Raw genomic sequence first — 24416 nt, 5'->3', positions numbered from 1 at the left:
CCCATAGCCTGTTTTTTGTTCTGTGACAGTTTTTGATTGTTTGCTTGTTGGGTTATTTTTTTTCGCCATTAAAAACACCTCCATTTACTAGCATGTGCGCTTCTGCGATTTTTCATGCGAACTTATGATTATGTCGAAAAAGAATATCTTTATGCTGTATTAACACTTTCTTTGCCGAATTGCTTCTAGTTTTGTCAAGCTGGAAGGAGGCTGGCAAGGGAAGGAGAATAATACGTAATAGATATTCGTGAGGAGGGATTTGTAAATGACAATACCAATGTCCGAAAAAGAAAAAATGCTTACAATGCTAACTGAAATATATGATCAATTAGAAGAATTGGAGTCTGTTTTAGAAGCCTCTTTTTCCGACCACCGCTTTCATATGAATAGTGAAGAACAAGAAAAATTAACGGTAACACTCCATCGCCTTTCAGATATCGGGGTAAAATCAGCACAAGTGAACCCAATGTCTCACGAAGAATTCCTTGATTCCAACCTTGGTGCCGTTCCTAAATCCTTAAAGCTTGAATTAGGTTTTTAAGTAACGCTAAAATAATAATATGGTTAAAAGTAGCATGACTACACTTGCTACTTTTTTATTTTGTACAATAAAAAGGGGACAAAGAGAAACATGTCAGAAGAAATCCTTGATTTAACGGAAAAACTTTTACATTATAATGAATTATTCTTAAAGAACTATCGTGAAGGTAGAGAAACAGGAGTTACTCAGGATTTCCATGGTGTTATAAAACCATTTGCAGATGAGGTAAAGGCGATGAATGATAAATGGAATAAGGCTATGAAGATATGGCTCTCCACAGCAAATACGCAATATCTCCATTTGAAGCAAATTGATACAACATCTGCCCATATTGATCAGCTTTCAGTGCAGTCCTTTTTTCCAGAGACAAGTAAATCAAGGTTTTTAAATACACATCGGGCAATTGAATTTATTCTCTCGGAAGTAGAAAAAGAGGTTAAAAAATAGAAAGAGATGCAATTTTTCGCATCTCTTTTATGATCAAATGATTTAAATTAAGATCTGCCAGCTGCTCATTTACCGCAGATAAACGGCACTGATATGAGCTGCAGCTGATTATCTATGAATGTTCGATGAGGGAGTCTTCATGTATAGCTTCAGGTATAACCGCACCTTGATTTTCAAGCTCGCGGACAAGAACGCGATATTCTTTAATATTAATTTCATTATGAATATACGCTCTCTTTGCAAAATCCAATAAGGCATTAACGTCATCTGTGTTGTAATCCCGACTTTGAATAAATTTGCTTTTTAATTCGTGAATGTCCATATATAGCTCCTCCTTCACCCTTTTAATTATCGTATCATGAAAACATAGGATTCCTAGTTTTTAAAATATTTAAACTTTAGACAAAATTCCTGTGATTATGACATTGACAAACAGACTAGAAGAATCACCATTCATCTCTAACCTTCATAATGTGTAATAGAGAATTATAAAGAGGAGATGTTTGCCCATGTTTGGTAAACCAAGACCAAATCATTTTGCTCATCATGGATACTCGGGGCAAATGATGCACCAAGTACCGATGACACAACAACAATTGAACCCCCAAGCAGATATGAGCCGAAACCAGCCGAGTGCGTATCAAAATCAACCCCAGAACTATAATATGATGCCCTATTACCCGCCCAACCCTTATTACCCGCAGCAAATGCAGACATTTGGTCAAACCTATCAACCGGGCTTTGTACCGCAAAATATGAATTATCAAGCTCAATATACGAAAAAGGATAACCAGTTTCTATTTCAAAACCCGCTTCAGCCGAAGGATGACATGGTTCAACAGTCATTTATGCCGATGAATGGATATCCGGTAATGAATCCCTATCCCAAAAACAGTTTCATGCCAAAACAACCAGGTGGAATGAAATCGCTAATCAATTCCTTCAAATCACAAGATGGATCCGTTGACATTAATAAAATGGTGAATACAGCAGGGCAAATGATGAATGCAGTAAACCAAGTGTCCTCGCTTGTTAAAGGATTTGGAGGAATATTTAAAAGTTAACCCATTTTAGAGGAAAAAAAAGACGGCTATTGGCAGCCGTCTTTTCATATATAAGGAAGCTAAAAAAAATCGGTTATTCTTCTATATCTATTATTTTCCCTTTTTCCTGAGGAATGCGGATTTGCAATAAGCCGTTACGGTACGAAGCCTTAACCAAATTCTCATTGATATCATGTGGCAGGGCGATCGTTCTAGAAGCTTGCTGCCGAACATATTTTCGACGATAAACGTGGGTAAGGTCGTTTTCTTCCGTTTCTAATTCCTTATTTTCGACGGAGATGGTTAAATAGTTTCCTGAAATATTTAATTGGATTTGCTCCTTTTGCACACCAGGGAGCTCTGCTGAAATAATATATTCCGATCCTGTTTCAACTGTATCAACTTGAAAACCTGTACCAACCGGAAAAGGAGATTTGAAAAAATCATCAATAGATTGTAAAAATCCCCGCATTGGTTTATCAGTGAAAAAGTCATTCATTAATTTAAATAAATCCTTGAAAGGTTCTGGCAGCTGGGGTTTATGGTTGTTTTTATCACTCGGAAGCATGGATGACATGATAATTCCCTCTCTTTCCATTAGTTTACTCCATATCATATGCGGAGAAAAATAGGTAGGTGTCGACATAAGTTCGTCACAAGTTATTGAACATTCTGTTACAAACTCAATTGATGTGATTTGAATCACACTAATCATGTGAATAAATTTGTAGTCTAGTTAAGAAGACTTGATGAAAGCGGGGAAGTTACATGTTCTGTTATCAATGTGAACAAACACCTTCTGGCGGATGTAAGGTTATTGGTGTTTGTGGTAAAGATGAAACCATCGCCAGCTTACAAGATACAATTATTTTTGGATTAAAAGGAATCGCGGCCTACAGAACACATGCCAATCAACTGGGGTATACAGACCCATTTGTGGATGCGACAACACATGAAGCACTTTACATGACATTAACCAATTCAAACTTTAACGTACAAGAACATATTGATATGGCTATGAAGGTAGGCAAATCTGCTGTCCGTGTAATGGAAATGCTCGATGAGGCCCATACGAAACGGTTAGGAATTCCAGAACCAATTCGCGTTAGTCAAAATAAAATTGAAGGCAAGTGTATTGTTGTTACGGGGCATAACCTATTCGCCTTAGAAGAATTATTAAAACAAACAGAAGGAAAAGGAATTAATATTTACACCCACTCTGAAATGCTGCCTGCTCATGGCTATCCTGCCCTGAAAAAATATGCGCATTTAAAAGGTAATATAGGTAAAGCTTGGTACGACCAACGCCGTCTATTTGAAAAGTTCCCAGGAGCTATTCTTGCTACAACTAACTGTGTAATGCCAATTAAGGGTACATATGCTGACCGGATGTTCTCCTATGAAGTTGCTGGTCTTGAGAATGTTGAAAAAATTGTGAGTGATGATTTTACCCCATTAATTAACAGAGCATTGGAGCTTCCTGAAGCAGCGATAGAATCTGAAGAAACATTACTCACTGGATTCCACCATGAGACTGTTTTAGGTTTAGCACCAGAGGTGATTGATGCAGTGAAAGCAGGTAAGATTAAACGCTTCTTTGTTATTGCAGGATGTGACGCACCTGGAAAAGGCGGGGAATACTACCGAGAGCTTGCTACATCACTTCCTCCAGAGACAGTTATATTAACGACTTCCTGCGGTAAATTCCGCTTTAACGATGTTGATTATGGTGTTGTACCGGGAACAAACATCCCTAGGTATATTGATTTAGGTCAATGTAATAATTCCGGCTCGACTGTGAAAATCGCTTTAGCATTAGCAGATGCGTTCGGATGTGAAGTCAATGAATTACCAGTAAGTATCGTCTTGTCTTGGTTTGAGCAAAAAGCAGTAGCGATTTTGTTAGGACTATTCAGTTTAGGAATTAAAGATATCAGAATTGGGCCAAAGCCGCCTGAATTTATCTCAGAAGGAGTTCTTCAAGTTCTTCAGGATACATTTAATCTTAAATTAATTGGTACAGCGAAAGAAGATATGGAAGACATGCTTCAGCTTCATACTAATTAACAGAAACACCGCAGCTTACAAAAGCTGCGGTGTTTTTATTATATTAAATTCAATTCCTGCATTAAAATAGTGATATCAAGAATCATGTTCCCTTCAGGATCCACTTCGATTAATTCGTCTTTTTTCATTTTAGTTAATGTCCGGCTAATGGTTTCTCTTGTTGTACCAATCATATTGGCAAGATCTTTGTTAGTAAACTCTGATTTTAGAAGAATCGTCCCATTTGCCTGTTCAACTCCATGTTTCTGAGCCAGACGAATAAGAAGTTTAACGATTTGTTCATATGTATTGTTTAGAATTTGTTCCTCCAAGCGATTTTGTAAATCGACGATTTTCTCTCCAAGTACCTTAAACACTTTAATACAAAGCTCAGGATTTTCAATCAATACCTTTTCAAATTTTGAAATAGGAACTGCAATCAGTGTAGAGGGTTCTAGCACTTCAGCATAGGCAGGATAATCCCCTTTTCTAAAGAACCCGACATGAGGGAACATTTCTCCTTTTTTTGCAATCGCAACGATTTGTTCTTTACCACTAATATCACTTTTATAAATTTTTATTCTTCCATCGAAGATAAAATAGACGTTTTCGAGCGGATCACCTTGGAGAAAGACATGACTATGTTTCTTCCACTCTCTGGCGATCGAAATATTAGCTATTTTAGTTAATTCAAAATCGTTTAATTCGCGGAAGAGGGTAAAATCACCTAGTACCCGTTTAATATCATCAATTTTCATATAGACCCCTTTCAAGTCCAGTGAATTTTTTATATTGTAACAAATTTTGCTCCTATCGTTTACTCTATCATAATGGAAAAAGGTTTCAATCTTGTTAATGTATTAAATTTTGTTTTATATCTTTAATAACGAACGTTTATTCGGTAAAATAGGAGTAATGAGGTGAGAACATGAAGCTGAAAAAAAACCTGCAGGAAATCCTTTCTGATCTAAAAATAAATCATGAGTTTAAAGAAAATATTGTCACATGGCATACAATTGAGAAGCAGCCTGCCCAAACTGTAGAATTGCCAGAGAATCTACATCCCGTTTTAAAGAAATCGCTAAATACCAGAGGAATTGATCATCTTTATACACATCAAAAATCAGCTTATGAGGAAATTAACTTGGGTCATAGTATTGTGGCAGTTACTCCTACTGCCTCTGGGAAGACACTTTGCTACAATTTACCGGTATTACAAACCGTTTTTGAAAATCCAAGTGTAAGAGCACTTTATATCTTTCCAACTAAAGCACTTGCACAAGACCAAAAAAGTGAGATAAATGAAATAATTGAAGCTTCCGGCGCTGATATTAACAGTTATACGTATGACGGGGATACACCAGCAAACATTCGGCAAAAGGTAAGAAAAGCAGGGCATGTGGTGATTACCAACCCAGATATGCTGCATTCCGCTATTCTGCCGCATCATACAAAATGGGTTTCATTGTTTGAAAATCTTAAATTTGTTGTCATCGATGAGCTCCATACCTATCGGGGTGTTTTTGGCAGTCATGTTGCCAATGTAATCAGAAGGTTAAAGAGAATTTGCCATTATTACGGAAGCAGTCCTGTATTTATTTGCACCTCTGCTACTATCGCCAATCCTCTAGAGCTTGCGGAGAGATTAACGGAAGAGAAAATGACCCTGATCAATAATAATGGTGCTCCAAGTGGAACCAAGCATTTTCTCTTCTATAACCCTCCTATTGTTAATAAGCCATTAAATATTCGTAGAAGTGCAACACTTGAAGTTCGTAAAATAGCCGGCGAGCTCTTGAAAAATAAGATCCAAACCATCGTATTTGCTAGAAGTAGAGTGAGAGTGGAAATCATCTTAACTTACTTGCAGGAATTAGTTAAAAATGAGTTGGGAGCAAAATCGATTATGGGGTATCGCGGCGGATACTTGCCAACAGAACGAAGGAAAATCGAAAAGGGCTTGCGATCAGGGGACATTTATGGAGTTGTCAGCACGAATGCGCTTGAACTGGGAGTCGATATTGGACAGCTGCAGGTTTGTATTATGACTGGTTATCCCGGGACAATATCGAGTGCATGGCAGCAAGCAGGAAGAGCTGGCAGGAGACATGGCGAGGCATTAGTGATAATGGTTGCTAGTTCCAGCCCGCTTGATCAATATATTATCCAAAACCCTGATTACTTTTTTAATAAAAGCCCTGAAACCGCTAGAATCAATCCTGATAATCTTATTATTTTAATCGATCATATGAAATGTGCCGCCTATGAACTACCATTTAAGACGGGTGATAGATTTGGAAATGTAGAAACAGATGAGTTACTCGAATACTTGTCAGAGGAACGTGTTCTTTACCGAAATGGGGATAAATTTTTTTGGATGAATGATTCTTTTCCCGCTCATAATATTAGTTTACGTTCGGCTTCACAAGAAAACGTAATAATCGTCGATCAATCTGATATATCTCATGTTAAGGTCATTGGTGAGATGGATCGTTTTTCTGCAATGACGCTGCTTCATGATGAAGCCATATATTTGCATCAAGGGACACAATTTCAAGTTGAAAAGCTTGATTGGGATGAGAAAAAGGCATTTGTTCGGGAGGTTGACGTAGACTATTTTACGGATGCCAACCTGGCAGTTCAATTAAAGGTTTTAGAAGTAGATAAACTTCAAACACTCCCTGAGGCAGAAATAGGCTATGGCGATGTCAGTGTCAGGGCGATGGCTACTATTTTTAAAAAAATAAAATTTGAGACACATGAAAATATTGGATCCGGTCCGATTCACCTCCCTGAGGAGGAGCTTCATACGAATGCTGCCTGGATGTCATTAAATAAACCATTAGCTGAAATGGGACAGGAACGTCTCGAGCAAGGTCTGATTGGCGCTGCGCATGCTCTAAATCATATTGCTCCCTTATTTGTCATGGCTGATCCTTCGGATATCCACGTTATTCCACAAGTTAAGGCAGATCATAATGAAAAACCGACTATTTTCTTTTATGATCGTTATCCGGGCGGGATTGGTTTGAGTGAAAAAATATATACAGGAATGTCAGAGGTTTTTCATGAGTCATTAAAAATGATTCATCAATGTCAATGTCAGTCAGGATGTCCATCGTGTATTGGCGCTGATACTGTTGGTCAAACGGTCAAAAAAGATACAGTTAACATTCTTGAGACGTTCCTGTACACTCCACTTTCAGGTGAGGAAGTGGAGTCATGTCTTTAAAAAATAAATTGAACCGTTTAAAACCGCATCTTTCAATTAGTACTCATTCTGAAGAACCAAAACTTCTTTCGGAAGTAACTGCCATTGAAATCCCATTTCTTGATAAATGGGAACAAGAGAATGTCACTCCGTATTTTTTAGATGGAAATTATTGTTTCATTCGAGAAGTAAGATACCCTCTTGCATATCAGCATGGTCTTTATTGTTTTGATGAATTTCGAACTGCGGTCAATAGCTGGAATGAAAGCGAAATTATCCATCCATTATCATCTAAAGGGCATAGAGTAGAAGAACTATTCTTTTTTGACACAGAAACGACCGGGCTTGGCGGCGGGGTAGGAAATACTATCTTTATCCTCGGTTATGCTAGTGTTTTAGGTGATGAGCTTATATTAAGGCAGCACATTTTGCCGAATCCAGGTGCTGAGGTCCCTCTTTATCAAAGTTTTTTGGAAAAAGTGAACTATCGAACCCTTGTCACATATAATGGCAAATCGTTTGATTGGCCGCAAGTAAAAACACGACATACGCTAGTTAGAGAACATGTCCCAAAACTGCCTGCGTTCGGCCACTTTGATCTTTTTCACGCGGCTAGAAGACTTTGGAAGCATAAATTAGACAGATTGAAGTTGTCCATTGTTGAAAAAGAGGTATTAGGGGTAGAAAGGTTGGATGATATTCCTGGATATCTGGCTCCTATCATATATTTTGACTTTATAGAAAGCAAACGACCTGATGGAATGATTGGTATCCTTAAACATAATGAAATCGACATCTTATCGCTTGTAACGTTATATACTCATCTGACATTCCAGATCACCGGAACGGACCGGAATCAATCACGCCCTGAAACGTATGAAGTAGGACGTTGGTTTGCCAGTTTAGGAGAAACGGAACAAGCGAAAAAGGTTTTAACGAGCTTAACTAAAGAACAGGATATAACATCAACAAAGGCAAAACTAATTTTAGCTTATCAGCAAAAAAAGGAACGTAATTGGAAACTCGCGAAAGAATTGTTTTTGGAGGTTGTTGAATCCGAGGATCTACAAATCAGGACAGAAGCTTGTGTAGAGCTGTCCAAAATATTTGAGCATAGGCTCAAAGACCTTTCAAAAGCAATCAGGTATTGCCAAGAAGCCATTAACTCAGTCACTGTTGACCCAATAAACATGCACAAACCTATATTTGACCAGCTCAAGACTCGGCTTAGGCGCTTGGAACAAAAATATGCAAAATATCATAGATAAACGCATCGTTCGCACATTTCAATTTAGTCATTTCATGATTTTAGAATATTTGATTTTGTGACACAAAATTTTAACATATTTATTAAGAAAACCAGCATTTCCATATTGTTTATCATAGTTGAAAAAGGTAAAATTGAAAATTGAGTTGAGAAAAAAAACGACTATAAATCATATGGAGCTGGTAGTATGTATAAAGCAATTCTTTTCTTATTTTTTATTGTCGTCTGTTTGACTGCCGTTGTGTTTACAAGCCTAAAAGACAGTTTTTATACTATGTTATAAGAAATATAGCTTCCATAACGAAAAATAGGTATTTTCATTAGTACAAGAGTAGCTCCTTTTACATAGGCTGTTAATGTAAACAGAATATTTGAAGGGAGATTATTATATGTATCTAGGAACTAATTTTTTACCTCCAGTCATTCATCCGACACAACAAATCGTGAACCATACGTTTTCAACAACGGTGGTGCCGCATATTCATCCGGTTCATACAACCACAGTGAACCACCACATGTATCAACATAAACATTACTGTCCACAAACCGCATCATGTGCAGAAGAGTGCTGCAATCAGCACATCAACTGCTGTAACACATGTGCACCTGCTGCGGTGCCGCCAGTTATGCCTGTGTCAAATGCACTGCCTAATGCAGTACCAAATGCGCCAGGTTTTGGCGGAATGGGAGGCCCCGGCTTTGGTGGAATGGGAGGTCCTGGCTTTGGCCCAGGCGCACCAGGATTTGGCCCTGGACCTGGACCATATATGGGCCGCAGACGATAGTATTAGGGATGTCATCGCAAGGGCTTCTTAGCCCTTGTTTTTTATTTCTTTTTATTATATGTTATGTTCTTTATAATAAAATGTTTGTCCCATTTTTAAAATTTATTTAAAAGGAGAACTAGTTTGCTAAAAGTTTTAGCCATTTCAGGTTATAAACCTTTTGAATTAGGTATATTTAATAAGGATCATACATCTGTTCTATATATCAAGGCAGCCATAAAGAAGGCTCTATTGCCAATGATTGAAGAAGAAGAATTAGAGTGGATATTAATCAGTGGTCAACTAGGTGTAGAACTTTGGGCGGCCGAAGTGGTCTTTGATTTACAATCTGAATACCCCAAATTAAAGCTTGCAGTGATTACTCCGTTTTTAGAACAGGAATCGAAATGGAATGAAACTAATAAAGAGTGGTATGAAACGATTTTAATGCAAGCGGACTTTGTTGATTCTGTAACCAAAAAAGTCTATGAAAAGCCATGGCAATTCCGCTTGAAAAATCAATTCTTTGTTGAAAAAAGTGACGGCTTACTAATCATGTATGATCATGAAAAAGAGGGAAGTCCTAAATATTTATACGAATTAGCATTACAGTACAAAAAAAAGCACGACTATCGAGTAGAATTAATAACTTTTTACGATTTGCAAATGATTGTTGAGGAAGAGCAGTTCAAGCACTCTGACTTTTAAGGAATATTTATAGTCTCTCCCCATAGTATAAAATGACTTCAAAAATCCTGAATGTAAAAGAAAATTGACAAAAGGACATATTTTTGGAAAAATAAAAGGTAATGATTGGCTAAACTTGAGGTGATTTGAATGTTGGCTGATAAGGTCAAATTAACAGCTAAGGATATTTTAGAAAAAGAGTTTAAAACAGGTGTTCGGGGTTATAGGCAAGAAGATGTGGATAAATTTTTAGATTTAATTATTAAAGATTATGAAACGTTCCATCAAGAAATTGAGGATCTACAGCAGGAGAACCTAAGGCTTCGTAAGCAGCTTGAAGACACTTCCAAAAGGCAGCCGGTGGCGCAGCCAGCTGGTACGACCAATTTTGATATTTTAAAAAGATTGTCTAATCTAGAAAAGCATGTATTTGGTAATAAACTTTACGATTAACATTTTGTACCGCTGTTTCCTAATAAAAACCATTGTATAATGAACAAGAAATACATATAATAAAAAGGTATCATTAATAACGTTCGGGTAATCGCTGCGATGAGCGTTTCGCAAATCGTTGAGGAAAGTCCATGCTCGCACGAGCTGCGATGCTCGTAGTGTTCGTGCCTAGTGAATTCATAAGCTAGGGCAGCTGAGTCTAGCATTCAGTTGACGGCCGGGAAAATACCTAAGTCCCATGCGGATATGGTATGAATACCTATAAAAGTGCCACAGTGACGTAGCCTTTCTGGAAACAGAAAGGGTGGAACGGGTAAACCCCACGAGCGAGAAACCCAAATTATGGTAGGGGCGTTTTCTCTGAGGAATTGAACAAGGAGAAAGACAGGTTCTTTCTGAATCTGTAGATAGATGATTACCACCTAAGTACGAGACCTAACAGTCGCTTGCAGTACTATGGTACAGAACATGGCTTACAGAACGTTATTAATGTCAAGAAATGCTGGATATTAAGGGCTCTCCTAATATGGGGAGCTTTTTTATTGCAAATTACTGCATTCGTTTCCTTGATTTTGTCAATAATGTAAGCGACAAGTTGAACGATTAGCATGATTTTACATACATATGAAATATTTAAGGGTGAAGACATGGGAAAATATCAATTAATAGCAACTGCAGCGATGGGATTAGAAGCCTTAGTAGCTAATGAGGTTCGATCACTTGGCTATAAATGTGAAGTGGAAAACGGTAAAGTAACTTATACAGGTGATGAGGCAGCCATTGCACGTAGTAATTTGTGGCTGCGAACAGCCGACCGCATTAAGATAAAGGTTGGAGAATTTAAGGCCTTTACCTTTGATGAACTATTTGAAAAAACAAAGGCGCTTCCTTGGGAACAATTTTTGCCTGAAGATGCAGAATTTCCAGTAATAGGAAAGTCTGTTAAATCAAAGTTGTTTAGTGTATCTGACTGTCAGGCTATTGTTAAAAAAGCTGTGGTTGAACGTTTGAAAAAACATTATAATCGTAATTCTTGGTTTGAGGAAAATGGTGCTCTATACCGGATTGAAGTGGCATTGTTAAAGGACGTTGCGACCATTACCATTGATGCGAGTGGCAGAGGTCTTCATAAACGAGGATATCGAGTTGATCAAGGTGAGGCACCGTTGAAGGAAACATTGGCGGCTGCACTCGTAATGCTTACGAATTGGCAGGCGGACCGACCCTTTATTGACCCTTTTTGTGGATCAGGAACTATTCCGATTGAAGCAGCTATGATTGGGCAAAACATTGCACCCGGATTTAACAGAGAATTTGTTTCTGAAGCTTGGAAATGGATGCCGGAAAAAGTGTGGCATGATGCACGAATGGAAGCGGAGGATCTGGCAAAATATGACCAGCCGTTAGACATTACCGGCTCTGACATCGATCATCGCATGGTTAGAATTGCGGAAGGCAACGCTGTAGAAGCTGGTTTTGGAGATCTAATTAATTTTAAACAAATGCAGGTTCGAGACATATCCTCTAATAAGGAGTTTGGTGTCATTGTAGGAAACCCTCCATATGGTGAGCGGCTAGGGGATAAAAAGGCAGTAGAGCAAATGTACAAGGAAATGGGACAGGCTTTTAGTAAGCTCGATACCTGGTCCATTTATATCATGACTTCGAATGAAGATTTTGAGCAACTTTACGGTAAACCTGCAACCAAGAAACGGAAGCTGTTTAATGGATTTATTCGAACGGACTTATATCAATATTGGGGTAAAAAACCCCCGCGGCAATAATGTTTTGAAGTAGATAATGGGGGAGGGGTTTTCATGCAAAATCGGATGCCGTTTGAAATTTCCAAAACTGAGTCTTTTTATGACAAGTTAGGGGAATGGATTGGCGACCTATTTTATGATATTTTACCTGAAGCGGGTTTTGAACTGCGAGATGAGCAGATTTATATGGCTTTTCAATTAGAAAAAGCCTTTAAAGAGAAAAAAGTAATGTTTGCAGAGGCAGGAGTAGGAACGGGGAAAACGATTGTTTATTTACTTTATGCCATAATGTATGCCCGTTATACGAATAGGCCTGCAATAATTGCTTGTGCTGACGAGACCTTAATAGAACAGTTGGTAAAAAAAGAAGGCGACATTGCAAAACTAGAGGGTATTTTAGACTTACAGATTGATGTTCGTTTGGCAAAATCGAGGGACCAATATCTCTGTCTAAAAAAGCTTGATCAGGTTAAAAATAATGATTTTTCAGATGAGATTTCAGAGGTGTTTCAAAAACTTCCTGATTTCGTTCATTCTGTTGGATCAATGCAATCTTTTGAAAGATATGGTGATAGACGGGATTTTCCTTCTTTGTCTGATGAAGTATGGGGTAATGTGAATTGGGATGAACTGCAGGATTGCTTTTCTTGTGATAAACGTCATCGTTGCGGCTTAACATTACACCGTGATTTTTATCGACATGCAACAGATTTAATTATCTGTTCACATGATTTTTATATGGAACATATCTGGACTAAGGAGTCACGAAAGAGAGAAGGCCAGCTTCCTCTTTTGCCGGATCATTCTTCAGTCGTGTTTGATGAAGGCCACCTGCTCGAATATGCTGCACAGAAAGCTTTAAGCTACCGTTTTACAGATTATACATTAGATACCTTATTAACAAGATTAATGGAAAATGAAGTACGCGAAAAAACGTTGTATACGATTGAAGAGGCACTTTTAGCAAATGAGGCATTTTTCGATGCCATCTCTCAATTCTCTTCTCAATCAAAAGGTTCAGAAAAACAAGTCATTACCAAGCATCCGCTAGTGATGAAAACCTGCCGAAAGCTGTTGTCAATGCTACAGGCACTTGAAGAAGAACTTGTCTTTGAGAGTGAGTTATATGTTATTAATGAGTATGATTTAAAGATCGTTGAGGAGTATTTAGAACAAATAACGTATTCACTATCTTTATTTCTTCAAGAACTAAACGGGATCACCTGGTTTGAAGAAAAGGGTGGAGAACGTACCCTAGTTATCATGCCTAAAATGGTTGAGGAAGTCATGCGGGAAGAAGTATTCTCACAGAAGAAGCCTTTTATTTTTTCCTCAGCGACACTTTCAAATCATAAGTCCTTTGATTATATGGCAAATAGTCTTGGTGTTAGCGAATACTTATCCTTTTCAGTTGCCTCTCCGTTTGATTATGATGAAAAGATGAAAATATATTTGCCTCGTTTTCCGCAAGAAAGCCTTGAAGAGAGAGTTAAATATGTAATCAGCAAAATTCACCAATCAGAGGGTCGGGCGTTAATCCTCCTTAATAACAATGAAGAAATGTTATACCTAAAGAAACGGCTGCCAGATTTAATTCCTTACCAGGTCTATTTTGAAGGGGATGAGGAGATTAGCACGCTAGTTTCGAAATTCCAAAATGAGGAACATGCTGTGCTTTGTTCGATCCATTTATGGGAGGGGCTTGATATACCAGGCAGGTCGTTAGAAAATGTAATTATTTTTTCTCTTCCGTTTCCGCCCAATGATCCAGTCTTTACCGCAAAAAAGAATGGGCTTAACAATCCATTCTTGGAAGTAGACTTACCCTATATGCTTCTTCGGCTTCGTCAAGGAATTGGGCGGTTAATTAGGTCTGAAAAGGACGAAGGAACCGTTTATATTCTTCTTGATAGCGATATTGAATTAAATGTATTACAAGAAATAAAAGCTGTTTTGCCGACTGAGCCAATTGAAAATTAAAGAAAAGTAAGTGGAAGATATGTTTTCTTCCACTTACTTTTTTAATTGAATAATTCCTGTTCGAGAGCTTCTCGATTTATTAAGTAACACCCATCCTCATCTTGGGAAACAAAAGATTTCTTCTTTACTTGAGTAACCGTTCTGCTGACGGACTCTCTTGAGGTTCCAATCATATTGGCCAATTCCCGATTGGTAAATTGAGTAGTTAATTTATAGAGTCCTCCAACCTTTTCCCCGTTAATTTACATAACCTGATAAGCAATAATATAATTTGTTCATAAGTATTATGAAGTACCTGCGCTTCAAGCCTTCCTTGCAGGTCCACAATCTTTTCGCCTAATACCTTAAAAAGCTTAATACATAATTCCGGATAAGATATTAATATTTTTTCAAATCCAACAATAGGAATTACAATAAGCTGGGCATCCTCCAATACTTCTGCATACGCAGGGAAATTTCCCTTCCTAAAAAAACCTGCATGAGGGAACATTTCACCTGGCTCTAAAACAGAAATTAATTGTTCCTTCCCCATAAAATCTGATTTATAGATTTTAATTTTACGAGAATGAATAAAGAACACCCGATCCAGAGGGTCATCCTGCATAAAGACATACATTTTATGTTTATAGAAACGCGTTTGGGTAATTTTTACGATTGAATCAAGTTCTTTAGCAGATAACTCTTTAAAAATCGGCACTCTTGATAATCTTCTTATAATATCTTCATGTTCCATTAATTTCACCTCATAAGAAATTCATTTCAATTAGTTACATTTTAGCAGTATTTATTTAGCGATTATGTGACCTCCATCATAGTAGCTGAAATTATTGAAAGCCATTCTCATTAGTGTGGGAAAAATCACTTTGAGTTGATGAGGTACTTCACTTTAAAAGTTAGCTTTCAACGTTACAATACGAAATGTGAAGAAACAAGAGAGGATGAATAGAAATGGAAATACAACGGGGGACCACATTGAATAAAGTGATAAAGACCAATCGGAATGGTCTATTAAAATCAATTTTAATGGTTACTATTCTTTTAAGCTTTACTGTCTTGCTTGCCGGAGGTTATTGGATTTTTAAGGAACAGGCGCCGAGACCATTAAAGGTAACAAATGAAAAGGGTGAGGTTCTTTTTACAAAAGAGTCGATAATGGGGGGGCAAGCCGTTTTTCAAAAGTACGGTTTAATGGATTATGGAACAGTACTGGGACATGGTTCATATATGGGGCCAGATTATACGGCTGAGGCCTTGAAAATTTATACAGAGGGCATGCAGAATTTTAAAGCCAATGAACAATACGGTAAAAATTTTAAAGCAATTTCCGCTGACGAACAAACAATCATCAAAACTAATGTGATTAAAGAGATGCGGAAAAATCGCTACGACAGTGCTAAAGATACAATGAAATTAACGAATGCCCAAGCTTTTGGCCTTGAGAAAGTAAGAGAACATTATCAAGAAGTATTTACAAAAGGAGACGGCTGGGGGCTTAAGGCTAATTTAATTAAAGAAACAGATATGCCAGAAAACAACCGTGCTTATGTTGCTAAAGGCGACCAAATTACACAAATATCAGATTTCTTCTTTTGGACTGCCTGGTTATCTAGTACAGTACGTAAAGGCGATACCATTACGTATACGAATAACTGGCCATATTATGAAGATGCTGGAAACCATCTGTCCTTTTCTGCAGTTTGGTGGAGCGGAGCCAGCATCACATTATTCGTGTTAATGGTTGGGATTATTTTATTTGTATTCTACCGTTATCAGTTTGGGATGAAAGAAGCATATAAAGAAGGACATTTCCCTAAAATCGATTTAAGGAAAATTCCTGTGACAAGCTCACAAGTAAAGAGTGGAAAATATTTTGTGATTGTTACTGCATTGTTTTTTGTCCAGTGTATGTTTGGTGCATTACTAGCACACTATTACATTGAACCGGATAGTTTCTTTGGCATTAAGTGGATCCACGATATTCTTCCATTCAATATAACCAAAGGCTATCATCTGCAGCTGGCCATTTTCTGGATTGCAACCGCTTGGCTCGGAATGGGGATCTATGTTGCACCTTTGGTGGGAGGTTATGAGCCAAAGAAACAGGGTCTTTTAGTGGATATCTTATTCTGGGCCCTTGTTGTTCTCGTAGTCGGCAGTATGGCGGGAGAATGGCTTGGAGCCAATGGGTATTTAGGGAACAATTGGTTCCTGCTTGGACATAATGGCTGGGAATATATCGAACTCGGACGGATTTGGCAGCTAATTCTTATCGTCGGAATGCTTATCTGGCTGTTTATCGTTTATCGTGGAATTCGCGCAGGCCTTAAACGGGAAACAGATAAGGGTGGACTCATTCATTTATTATTCTACTCCGCCATAGCGGTTCCTGCTTTCTACATCTTTGCTTTGTTTATTAATCCTGGTACAAGTTTTACGTTTGCTGATTATTGGCGCTGGTGGATCATCATTTATGGGTAGAAGGAATTTTTGAAGTATTTGCAGATGTAGTCATCGGATTCTTAATGGTTCAGTTAGGCCTTGTAACAAAAAAATCAACAGTCAGACAGCTGTATTTCCAATTGATACTATTATTAGGCAGCGGGGTTATTGGGATTGGCCACCACTATTATTATAATGGCTCTGCAGAGGTTTGGCTTGGTCTTGGGGCTGTTTTCTCGGCCTTAGAAGTTATTCCATTGACATTATTGATTCTTGAAGCGTACGAACAATATAAAATGATGCGAGAAGGCGGGATTGATTTCCCTTATAAAGGGACATTCTGGTTCTTAATTTCAGTCGCAATCTGGAACTTAGTAGGCGCAGGTGTTCTGGGATTCTTAATCAATCTGCCGGCAGTAAGTTATTTTGAACATGGACAATTCCTAACCCCAGCACATGGTCATGGTTCCATGATGGGGGTTTACGGAATGTTTGCCGTTGCCGTTCTACTGTACTCACTGCGTAATATTGTTAAACCTGAATTCTGGAATGACAAATGGATTAAAGTTAGCTGCATTTTGTTCAATGTCGGATTGGCAGGTATGGTCTTCTTATCCCTACTTCCTGTCGGCTTCATTCAAATAAAAGAAGCCTTCCATCATGGATATGCAGCATCCCGCTCAGCATCCTTCCTCCAAAAGGATCTGGTCCAGACACTATTAACCTGGCGTGCGGTGCCTGACACCATATTCCTTATTGGGGTTGTGATATTGTTGGTATTCTGTATTAGAGCACTATTTCATTTACGTAAACCGACACACAAAGAGGGAGAAAAGCTTCCTGTAAAGGACTTAGCGCTGGACGAAGATTAATATATAGAAAATCCGCAGAGCTAGCTTTGCGGATTTTCTTTTTCAATTACGAGTTTTTCAAAGCATTTGAAACAATAGATTTCCTTTTTGTCTTTATGAACACCATTTAAAAAACCATCTAAACAGTAAACCTCTTTGCTGCAACTGCAACAACAACCCACCAGCTCCATCATATTTTAAGCCCCTTTTTCACAATTTCTTAATAAAATTATATTAAAGGTGTGATAAACAGCACAATAGTATTTTACTTTTTTCATCTATAATAAAAATGAAGTAAACAAACTATAGGAGGTGCAAATATTATAAACCTTAAATGGTCAATGGACACGGTTTTTTGTCTAAAAACCTCGCTCACACCCTTTAACGGCATTATTATTTTCCAAAAAACATCTCTATTCTTTAACAACAGATATCCTATTCTGTTGTTTTTTTTATCCACTTCAACGACAGCTATTCATAATAGTATGTTAAAATTTAACTAATAGGGAGGTTTTAATATGAATATGAAACAAATTGAAAAGGAATTTTTAGACTTTGTAAAAAAAATCTCCGCTTATAATGAAGCACTTGGACTAATTTATTGGGATTTAAGAACCGGCGCTCCAAAACATGGGGTTGAGCAGCGGTCGGAAGTAATTGGCCTGCTTTCTTCTGAAGTATTTAAAATGTCTACTTCGGAGGAAATGGCAGCATACATAGCTACCCTTTCAAAACAACCACTATCAGAAAAGACAAGTAAAATTCTGCACGAATGCAAACGGGAATATGAACGAAATAAAAAGGTACCAGAAGAAGAGTACAAAGAATATGTCATCCTCCAATCAAAGGCTGAAAGTGTATGGGAAGAGGCTAAAGAAACCGATAATTTTGCTTTGTTTAGTCCTTACTTAGAAAAGCTAGTCGATATGACAAAAAGATTTATCAGCTATTGGGGTTATCAAGAAAATAAGTATGATGTGTTATTAGATATGTACGAACCTGGGATGACAGTTAGTGTATTAGATCAGGTATTTCATGAACTTAAAGACAAGATTGTCCCCTTAGTTAAAGCCGTTTCGAAATCTTCCTATAAGCCAAAAACCGATTTTCTATTTGAAAGGTTTCCAAAGGAGTTACAACGTGAGGTTAGTTTAAAAATTCTAGAAAAAATGGGTTATAACTTTAATGCAGGGAGATTGGATGAAACAGTCCATCCTTTTGCCACCGGACTCAATCCGGGTGATGTCCGTGTTACCACAAATTATAATGAAAATGATTTCCGAACCGCCATTTTTGGTACCATTCACGAAGGTGGGCACGCATTATATGAACAAAATATCTCAAAGGATTTGATTGGTACACCACTTTGTACCGGAACCTCAATGGGCATCCATGAGTCACAATCCCTTTTCTATGAAAATATTTTAGGCAGAAGCTATTCTTTTTGGAAAAACAACTTTGAACTTTTGAAGAAATATGCAGCAAATGGCCAGTTTGATGGAGTAGAACTGGAGGATTTCTATCGAGCTATCAATGAGACAAAGCCATCCTTCATTCGAATTGAGGCAGATGAATTAACCTATCCGCTCCATGTAATGATTCGCTATGAAATTGAAAAAGGGTTATTCAATGGTGAAGTGGAGGTGAAAGATTTACCAGAAATCTGGAATGATAAATATGAAGAGTACCTTGGAATCCGTCCGAAAAGTAATGCAGAAGGAGTCCTGCAGGACGTTCACTGGGCCGGAGGCAGCTTTGGTTATTTTCCGTCCTATGCATTAGGCTATATATATGCAGCTCAATTTAAACATAAAATGCTTGAGGAATTTCCCGATTTTAATCGCATGGTGGAAAGTGGAGAACTTTTACCTATTCAAGAATGGTTGACTGAGAAGATTCATCAATACGGAAAATTAAAAAAACCGCTTGAGATTTTAAAGGATGTCACTGGTGAAGGGTTAAATCCAAATTACCTAATAGATTATCTATATAAAAAATATACAGATGTTTACAAACTGAAATGACAATAAACAGGCTCCAATCACAAAGATTGGAGCCTGTTAAAATCCAATGAACCGTCACCATTTACCCCAAGTTTGGAATCCCTTTGAACCAGGAGGGGCATTCTGAATAATATCAATAAACGGTATAGTGTAAGCAAATAGAATAAGTGCTGCTGTAATGCCAAGCCATAATTTCCAATTTTCAAATACCATTGGGGCTTGTTCCTCACTATTTTCCGCTTCTGCCACGGGAAATTCCTGTTCTCCTTTAGGAGCAAAGAAAGCAAGATTAACAAAGATAATGATGACTAAGATGATCCCAAGGAATAAAATAGTTCCGCCTACTGCTTGAGCAATTTGGTAAGGAATCCACTCAGCAGCCTGCTTTGATCCACCATAAGTTGAGAAAGCAGACCGTCTTGGTCCGCCAAGGAGACCTTGAATATGCATGGCTCCGGACATGAATACCATACCGATAAACCAAACCCATGCCTGGATTATTCCCAATTTATTCATGGCTTTCGTTAGTTTACGCCCAGTTAAATGTGGTACCAGCCAATAAGAGATGCCAAAGAAAGTTAACACAACAGATGTGGCGGCAGTTAAATGGAAGTGACCTGTTACCCAAATTGTATTATGAACAACTTGGTCCATTTGATTAGAGGCATTAATGATTCCGCCTGCACCAGCTGGTATAAATGAAGCCATGCCTATAAATGGAACAGTAAATCGGGCATCATTCCATGGCAGTACCTTAAACCAGCCAAAAAGCCCAGTTGCCCCTTTGGAGCGGCCATACCTTTCAAAAGTCGCAAATAATGAGAAGGCTGTCATTAAAGATGGAATAATAACCATAAATGTTAAGATAACCTGTAAAAACTTCCAAGCTGGATCAATACCTGGCTCTGTTAATTGATGGTGAAAACCAACCGGAATGGAGAATAGTAAAAATAAAATAAACGAAAGTCGTGCTAATGAATCTGAGAAAATTTTTCCTCCAATTACTTTTGGGATAATAGCATACCAGCACATATACGCTGGAAGGAGCCAGAAATAAACTAATGGGTGACCGAAGTACCAGAATAATGTGCGGCTGACTAAAACATCAACAGTATCAACTAATCCCAGTGACCAAGGCAGCAGCTGGAATAAGACTGTTGCTGCTACACCTAATGTAGCAACAATCCAAAGGACTGTATTAATGACAGCCATAAAGCTTAATAAAGGACTTGGTTTACCGGTGTTATTCCTGCGCCATCTAGCATAAGTCATAATTTGCGCCGCACCGTCAACCCAGCTTCCTACTACCACAAAGGTTAAACCTAAGTAAAAAATCCAATGTGCTTTAAGGGGTGCATAAAAAGTATATAGAACGGATGCTTCTTTTAGTAAAACCATTGTTGCGGCCATTAAAGTACCAGCTAACATAACCCAAAAACCAACCCAGCCGGTACGTCTGGCAGCATTTGAATGACCACCGGTTGTTCTGCTTACAGCAGCATATTGAAATCCCATAATAAAAAAGGTTGTTAATACAAGACCCATTAAAACCCCATGTACGGTCAAAATTTGATAATAATCAATTCCCCAAGGAAGTTCCCATTTACCGGATCTCACAAGGGTTTGCAGGAGTCCCATTAATCCGCCTAAAGCAAGTGCCGAAAAAGCAACGAAAAAGTGTGCCATTGAAAGCTTTGCATCACGCGGGTCTACTTTTACTTTTGCATTATCGTTAGCCATTATTTAACCACCTCAATCTTTGCACTCATTAAGTGGTGTCCTGAACCACAGTATTCATTACAAACAACTAAATATTCGCCTGTTTTGTCAAATGTAGTCGTATACTCACTGACATACCCTGGCTCAAGCATCATATTTATATTGGTACCAGCCATTTCAAAGCCGTGAATAACATCCTTTGTTGTAGCAATAACCTTCACCTTCGCTCCGAGCGGTACTTTTACCTGAGCAGGATTATATGAGAAAGTGGATGCTACAAAAACTAATTCATAGTCCCATTCTTTTCCCTCCACCTTATGTAAACCAGGTTTATCAAAAGGCTTAGTCTGATCAACTTTTTCAGAATTAATCGTAGTTAAACAACTTGCCGGTTTGTTGCCAAGATAGAAAGCGCTGACACCAACCACCGATAGGAAAATGACGAGGCAGCTAATACCAAAGGTCAACCAGATTTTTTCAAATTTATGCATGTGCATAATATCTTCCCCCTTCCATCAGTTAAAAACGCTCGACGAATAGATAATAGACACCTACCCAAGTAACAATAATAAATGCTCCCAAAAAGAAAACGGACGCTAATGTCCCATTAAGAGAAGAGCTATCTTCCACTTCTGTTTTTTGTTTTGTTTTCAGTTCCGCTTTGGCCATCCCCCTAGCACTCCCTTCAGAAAATTAAATGAATTATTTCTCTCTTTCATAATACAAAACAATTGCGAAAGAAAAATAAGAATTTGCCAACTTCACAAATTGTTCATTCCTTATCTAACTACAATGTTAATGGTAAAAACTTGATACAACAGTGATTAAAATCACTAACCCGATCTATAAATATGAATAAACTGTGAACACGTTAAATACTCATGTGATATATGTAATTGATATTATTTTACAAACACTTGGGTGCTTGTTTATAGAACGAGGTAACACTCTTGAATTTAAAAAATAAGCTAATTATAGATTCTTATATTTATTGGAAGTGAGTGATGATGTTGGAGAAATATTATTGTGAGAACTGTCGCCTATTATATGATGAAAAAGAGTATTGCAAGGTGTGTGGTGTATTGGCAAATAACAAAATTAAGATAGAGATACAAAAACAGTCAGAAAAATAAGAAGAGGAGAGAATGATTGAAGGATATATAATTGGAAAAGTTTATCTAATGAAGGAAATCCAAAACCGCGATATAATTTAAGTGCACAGCAACAACCTTCAAAACGTTTGCTTCCCGGCAGTGGGAAGCCTTTTTTTTACTTCTAACTACTGGGAATAATTTCATCTTCAACGGAAAAAATAACCCCATCGATGCTGAAGGAGATAGATAAATGCCTGCCATTATTTCCGTTTCTGAAGTTATTCCATCCTACCAAGTAAATCAAGATCAAGCTTCTTTGTTTGCTCGAGAGCTTTTTGCAGACTCATTTAAGGATATTGAGAGGCTATTAAAAGCCTTTCAAAACGGGCAAATTGAAAAAAGACACTTTGTTCAAGGATTAGAATGGTTTAAAGAGAATCATACCTTTGAAGAAAAAAACAATGCCTACATTGAATCCGCTGTAGCTCTCGGACGAGAGGCAATTGTTAAATGCTTACATAATGACAGTTTTCTTAAAGAGGAAATTTCTTTTGAAGAAATTGACGCCATTTTCTTTATCTCGACAACAGGGTTGTCGACTCCAAGTATTGATGCGAGGATTATTAATCTTTTGCCTTTTAATGCGCATATAAAAAGAATTCCAATTTGGGGATTGGGCTGTGCCGGGGGGGCTGCCGGATTATCGAGGGCTTTTGAATACTGTTCAGCCTTTCCTATGGCAAAGGTACTTGTCCTATCAATTGAGCTCTGCAGTTTGACATTCCAAAAGAATGACCTTTCAAAAAGTAATTTAATAGGCACATCACTATTTGCCGATGGTATCGCCTGTGCGTTGGTGATAGGTGATGAAGTTAGAAAAGACTCATTTAGTAAAAAGGCTGCCGTACCATTCATTGTAGCCACTCAATCAACACTAATGCCTAATTCTTTAGATGTGATGGGATGGGACATACGAAATACAGGATTATTTGTCATTTTCTCTCGAGATATTCCTCACATTATTGAAGCTTGGTTAAAACCAAATGTGATTGGTTTTTTAACCGAGCAGCAATTGGAGCTGGGGGAAATCAACCACTTTATTGCTCATCCTGGCGGTAAAAAAGTATTAGACGCTTATGTTAAATCATTAGAGATTCCTGCTTCAATGAATGAGACCTCCCAAGATATTTTAAAGAATTATGGCAATATGTCTTCAGCAACTATTTTGTATGTCCTAAAGCGTTTTATGGAGCGTGATGTATCTGTAGGTGACTTAGGACTTGCAACAGCCCTTGGCCCGGGATTCAGCTCAGAATTACTTCTTTTGAGGTGGCAATAAATGATAGTCATGACTCCATTTGTTTTGTTATTAACTTTTATCGTTTTTCAACGGATCGTCGAACTTTTTGTTGCCAAAAGGAATGAGATATGGATGAAACAGCAAGGTGCAGTTGAATTCGGAGAGAAGCACTATAAGTATATGGTTCTAATACATATGATGTTTTTTATATCCCTATTGACTGAAACGTTCCTACTTAAGCGTGGAATTTCACCTTTATGGCCTGTGTTCTTAAGCTTATTTGCTCTTGCACAGGTTGTGAGAATATGGGTAATTGCTTCATTAGGAAGATTTTGGAACACAAAAATACTTGTCTTAGCAAATGCAAGTATCGTGAGGAAAGGACCATACCGTTTTTTAAAACATCCCAATTACATGGTGGTCGCACTGGAGTTGTTTGCTGTTCCGATGCTGTTTAGCTCTTACTTTACAGCCATTCTTTTTACAGTCTTAAACATTATGATCCTAATGATTCGAATCCCGATTGAGGAAAAAGCTCTTAAAACATTAACTGAGTATGATGATACCTTTCGAGACTGTCACCGTTTTATCCCGAAGATTGTTAAATAATTGTGACAATTACCTATTGTTATTGAAAATCATTATCACCCATGTTAAAATAACGATAATAATGAAAATCATTCTCAGATGATTCTAACAAGGAAGGTGTAAAGAATGACTTTTGCTTTTGTTGGTGGAACGGTGATTATATATGCATTTGTCATGAAGCACGTTTTGAAAAATGTAACTCAATAAATTATTTCAAAAG

Annotated in this window: 20 protein-coding genes, 1 other RNA gene and 2 pseudogenes; 16 read left to right on the top strand and 7 right to left on the bottom strand. The window is 37.7% G+C overall.

The genetic code is table 11. The features are described 5' to 3' along the window. The first annotated feature begins 265 nt into the window (after positions 1-265). Both M3226_RS01450 and M3226_RS01445 read left to right on the top strand, forming a co-directional pair. Positions 266-541 carry a hypothetical protein gene (locus M3226_RS01450; protein ID WP_251561912.1) on the top strand — a complete coding sequence of 92 codons (276 nt, stop codon included), beginning with the start codon at positions 266-268 and terminating at the stop codon, positions 539-541. Between the two features lie 90 nt (positions 542-631). After that, a complete protein-coding gene (locus tag M3226_RS01445) occupies positions 632-988 on the top strand; it encodes a DUF1798 family protein (protein WP_251561910.1) in 357 nt (118 codons plus the stop codon). Between the two features lie 112 nt (positions 989-1100). Here the strand turns inward: M3226_RS01445 and yppF are convergent, their stop codons facing one another. Next, positions 1101-1310: a YppF family protein gene (gene yppF, locus M3226_RS01440; protein WP_144562963.1), complete on the bottom strand. Its 210-nt coding sequence runs from the start codon at positions 1308-1310 to the stop codon at positions 1101-1103. A gap of 187 nt (positions 1311-1497) precedes the next feature. Between yppF and M3226_RS01435 the strand changes: the two genes are divergently transcribed. After that, a complete protein-coding gene (locus M3226_RS01435) occupies positions 1498-2052 on the top strand; it encodes a YppG family protein (RefSeq protein ID WP_251561909.1) in 555 nt (184 codons plus the stop codon). Between the two features lie 73 nt (positions 2053-2125). Here the strand turns inward: M3226_RS01435 and M3226_RS01430 are convergent, their stop codons facing one another. Beyond that, positions 2126-2629, bottom strand: a complete 504-nt coding sequence (locus tag M3226_RS01430; protein ID WP_251561907.1) for an Hsp20/alpha crystallin family protein — start codon at positions 2627-2629, stop codon at positions 2126-2128. 170 nt (positions 2630-2799) lie between these two features. Here M3226_RS01430 and hcp point away from each other — a divergent pair, with 170 nt between their 5' ends. Then, complete coding sequence (hcp, locus tag M3226_RS01425; protein WP_251561905.1) at positions 2800-4098, top strand: hydroxylamine reductase; 1299 nt, start codon at positions 2800-2802, stop codon at positions 4096-4098. 38 nt (positions 4099-4136) lie between these two features. Here the strand turns inward: hcp and M3226_RS01420 are convergent, their stop codons facing one another. Further along, the gene (locus M3226_RS01420; protein ID WP_251561904.1) at positions 4137-4835 is read right to left on the bottom strand and encodes a Crp/Fnr family transcriptional regulator; all 699 of its coding nucleotides are present in this window, start codon (positions 4833-4835) and stop codon (positions 4137-4139) included. Between the two features lie 170 nt (positions 4836-5005). Between M3226_RS01420 and M3226_RS01415 the strand changes: the two genes are divergently transcribed. From M3226_RS01415 to M3226_RS01375, 8 genes are all read left to right on the top strand, one after another. Further along, on the top strand, positions 5006-7309 hold the full coding sequence (locus tag M3226_RS01415; RefSeq protein ID WP_251561901.1) for a DEAD/DEAH box helicase: 2304 nt from the start codon (positions 5006-5008) through the stop codon (positions 7307-7309). Beyond that, positions 7300-8556 (top strand): ribonuclease H-like domain-containing protein, encoded by a 1257-nt coding sequence (locus tag M3226_RS01410; RefSeq protein ID WP_251561899.1) that lies wholly within the window; start codon positions 7300-7302, stop codon positions 8554-8556. Before M3226_RS01415 ends, M3226_RS01410 begins: the two co-directional genes overlap by 10 nt. Positions 8557-8944: 388 nt before the next feature. Continuing rightward, positions 8945-9340 (top strand): CotD family spore coat protein, encoded by a 396-nt coding sequence (locus M3226_RS01400; protein ID WP_251561897.1) that lies wholly within the window; start codon positions 8945-8947, stop codon positions 9338-9340. A 123-nt stretch (positions 9341-9463) separates the two neighbouring features. After that, the gene (locus tag M3226_RS01395; protein ID WP_251561895.1) at positions 9464-10027 is read left to right on the top strand and encodes a DUF1273 domain-containing protein; all 564 of its coding nucleotides are present in this window, start codon (positions 9464-9466) and stop codon (positions 10025-10027) included. Between the two features lie 129 nt (positions 10028-10156). Next, positions 10157-10459, top strand: coding sequence for a cell division regulator GpsB (gpsB, locus tag M3226_RS01390; RefSeq protein WP_098530451.1), 303 nt, complete (start codon positions 10157-10159; stop codon positions 10457-10459). A 79-nt stretch (positions 10460-10538) separates the two neighbouring features. Then, positions 10539-10940, top strand: an RNA gene (rnpB, locus tag M3226_RS01385) — RNase P RNA component class B. Positions 10941-11106: 166 nt separating this feature from the next. Continuing rightward, positions 11107-12243 carry a THUMP domain-containing class I SAM-dependent RNA methyltransferase gene (locus tag M3226_RS01380; RefSeq protein ID WP_251561893.1) on the top strand — a complete coding sequence of 379 codons (1137 nt, stop codon included), beginning with the start codon at positions 11107-11109 and terminating at the stop codon, positions 12241-12243. 33 nt (positions 12244-12276) lie between these two features. Next, on the top strand, positions 12277-14202 hold the full coding sequence (locus tag M3226_RS01375; RefSeq protein WP_251561892.1) for an ATP-dependent DNA helicase: 1926 nt from the start codon (positions 12277-12279) through the stop codon (positions 14200-14202). Between the two features lie 41 nt (positions 14203-14243). On the opposite strand, the pseudogene M3226_RS01370 reads toward M3226_RS01375, so the two are convergent. Continuing rightward, a pseudogene (locus M3226_RS01370) lies at positions 14244-14935 on the bottom strand (Crp/Fnr family transcriptional regulator). Between the two features lie 215 nt (positions 14936-15150). Here M3226_RS01370 and M3226_RS01365 point away from each other — a divergent pair. Both M3226_RS01365 and M3226_RS01360 read left to right on the top strand, forming a co-directional pair. Beyond that, positions 15151-17513: pseudogene (locus M3226_RS01365) on the top strand (nitric-oxide reductase large subunit). Between the two features lie 497 nt (positions 17514-18010). Further along, the gene (locus M3226_RS01360; protein WP_251561890.1) at positions 18011-19516 is read left to right on the top strand and encodes a carboxypeptidase M32; all 1506 of its coding nucleotides are present in this window, start codon (positions 18011-18013) and stop codon (positions 19514-19516) included. Between the two features lie 54 nt (positions 19517-19570). Here the strand turns inward: M3226_RS01360 and M3226_RS01355 are convergent, their stop codons facing one another. Genes M3226_RS01355 through M3226_RS01345 form a run of 3 tightly spaced genes read right to left on the bottom strand, consistent with a single transcriptional unit; the run spans position 19571 to position 21883 of the window. Beyond that, positions 19571-21235: a b(o/a)3-type cytochrome-c oxidase subunit 1 gene (locus tag M3226_RS01355; RefSeq protein ID WP_251561888.1), complete on the bottom strand. Its 1665-nt coding sequence runs from the start codon at positions 21233-21235 to the stop codon at positions 19571-19573. Beyond that, on the bottom strand, positions 21235-21711 hold the full coding sequence (locus M3226_RS01350; protein WP_251561887.1) for a cytochrome c oxidase subunit II: 477 nt from the start codon (positions 21709-21711) through the stop codon (positions 21235-21237). Before M3226_RS01350 ends, M3226_RS01355 begins: the two co-directional genes overlap by 1 nt. A 22-nt stretch (positions 21712-21733) precedes the next feature. Then, complete coding sequence (locus tag M3226_RS01345) at positions 21734-21883, bottom strand: cytochrome c oxidase subunit 2A (protein WP_251561884.1); 150 nt, start codon at positions 21881-21883, stop codon at positions 21734-21736. Between the two features lie 675 nt (positions 21884-22558). Here M3226_RS01345 and M3226_RS01340 point away from each other — a divergent pair. Both M3226_RS01340 and M3226_RS01335 read left to right on the top strand, forming a co-directional pair. Beyond that, entirely contained in the window at positions 22559-23647 is a 1089-nt protein-coding gene (locus M3226_RS01340; RefSeq protein WP_251561882.1) for a type III polyketide synthase, read from the top strand. Beyond that, a complete protein-coding gene (locus M3226_RS01335; RefSeq protein WP_251561880.1) occupies positions 23648-24217 on the top strand; it encodes an isoprenylcysteine carboxyl methyltransferase family protein in 570 nt (189 codons plus the stop codon). Positions 24218-24416: the final 199 nt, after the last annotated feature.

This window comes from Neobacillus cucumis, assembly GCF_023715505.1.
Note: the sequence above shows the minus strand (reverse complement) of the source record. Positions and strands in the feature narration are given on the sequence as shown.

What these genes read in the sequence shown, in the direction of transcription:
- M3226_RS01335 (WP_251561880.1), top strand. Translation starts at nt 23,648, where the DNA reads ATGATAGTCATGACTCCATTTGTTTTGTTATTAACTTTTATCGTTTTT.
- M3226_RS01415 (WP_251561901.1), top strand. Translation starts at nt 5,006, where the DNA reads ATGAAGCTGAAAAAAAACCTGCAGGAAATCCTTTCTGATCTAAAAATA.
- M3226_RS01345 (WP_251561884.1), bottom strand. Translation starts at nt 21,883, where the DNA reads ATGGCCAAAGCGGAACTGAAAACAAAACAAAAAACAGAAGTGGAAGAT.
- M3226_RS01410 (WP_251561899.1), top strand. Translation starts at nt 7,300, where the DNA reads ATGTCTTTAAAAAATAAATTGAACCGTTTAAAACCGCATCTTTCAATT.
- M3226_RS01445 (WP_251561910.1), top strand. Translation starts at nt 632, where the DNA reads ATGTCAGAAGAAATCCTTGATTTAACGGAAAAACTTTTACATTATAAT.
- M3226_RS01450 (WP_251561912.1), top strand. Translation starts at nt 266, where the DNA reads ATGACAATACCAATGTCCGAAAAAGAAAAAATGCTTACAATGCTAACT.
- M3226_RS01355 (WP_251561888.1), bottom strand. Translation starts at nt 21,235, where the DNA reads ATGGCTAACGATAATGCAAAAGTAAAAGTAGACCCGCGTGATGCAAAG.
- M3226_RS01380 (WP_251561893.1), top strand. Translation starts at nt 11,107, where the DNA reads ATGGGAAAATATCAATTAATAGCAACTGCAGCGATGGGATTAGAAGCC.
- M3226_RS01420 (WP_251561904.1), bottom strand. Translation starts at nt 4,835, where the DNA reads ATGAAAATTGATGATATTAAACGGGTACTAGGTGATTTTACCCTCTTC.
- M3226_RS01400 (WP_251561897.1), top strand. Translation starts at nt 8,945, where the DNA reads ATGTATCTAGGAACTAATTTTTTACCTCCAGTCATTCATCCGACACAA.
- M3226_RS01360 (WP_251561890.1), top strand. Translation starts at nt 18,011, where the DNA reads ATGAATATGAAACAAATTGAAAAGGAATTTTTAGACTTTGTAAAAAAA.
- M3226_RS01430 (WP_251561907.1), bottom strand. Translation starts at nt 2,629, where the DNA reads ATGGAAAGAGAGGGAATTATCATGTCATCCATGCTTCCGAGTGATAAA.
- yppF (WP_144562963.1), bottom strand. Translation starts at nt 1,310, where the DNA reads ATGGACATTCACGAATTAAAAAGCAAATTTATTCAAAGTCGGGATTAC.
- M3226_RS01375 (WP_251561892.1), top strand. Translation starts at nt 12,277, where the DNA reads ATGCAAAATCGGATGCCGTTTGAAATTTCCAAAACTGAGTCTTTTTAT.
- M3226_RS01350 (WP_251561887.1), bottom strand. Translation starts at nt 21,711, where the DNA reads ATGCACATGCATAAATTTGAAAAAATCTGGTTGACCTTTGGTATTAGC.
- M3226_RS01435 (WP_251561909.1), top strand. Translation starts at nt 1,498, where the DNA reads ATGTTTGGTAAACCAAGACCAAATCATTTTGCTCATCATGGATACTCG.
- gpsB (WP_098530451.1), top strand. Translation starts at nt 10,157, where the DNA reads ATGTTGGCTGATAAGGTCAAATTAACAGCTAAGGATATTTTAGAAAAA.
- hcp (WP_251561905.1), top strand. Translation starts at nt 2,800, where the DNA reads ATGTTCTGTTATCAATGTGAACAAACACCTTCTGGCGGATGTAAGGTT.
- M3226_RS01340 (WP_251561882.1), top strand. Translation starts at nt 22,559, where the DNA reads ATGCCTGCCATTATTTCCGTTTCTGAAGTTATTCCATCCTACCAAGTA.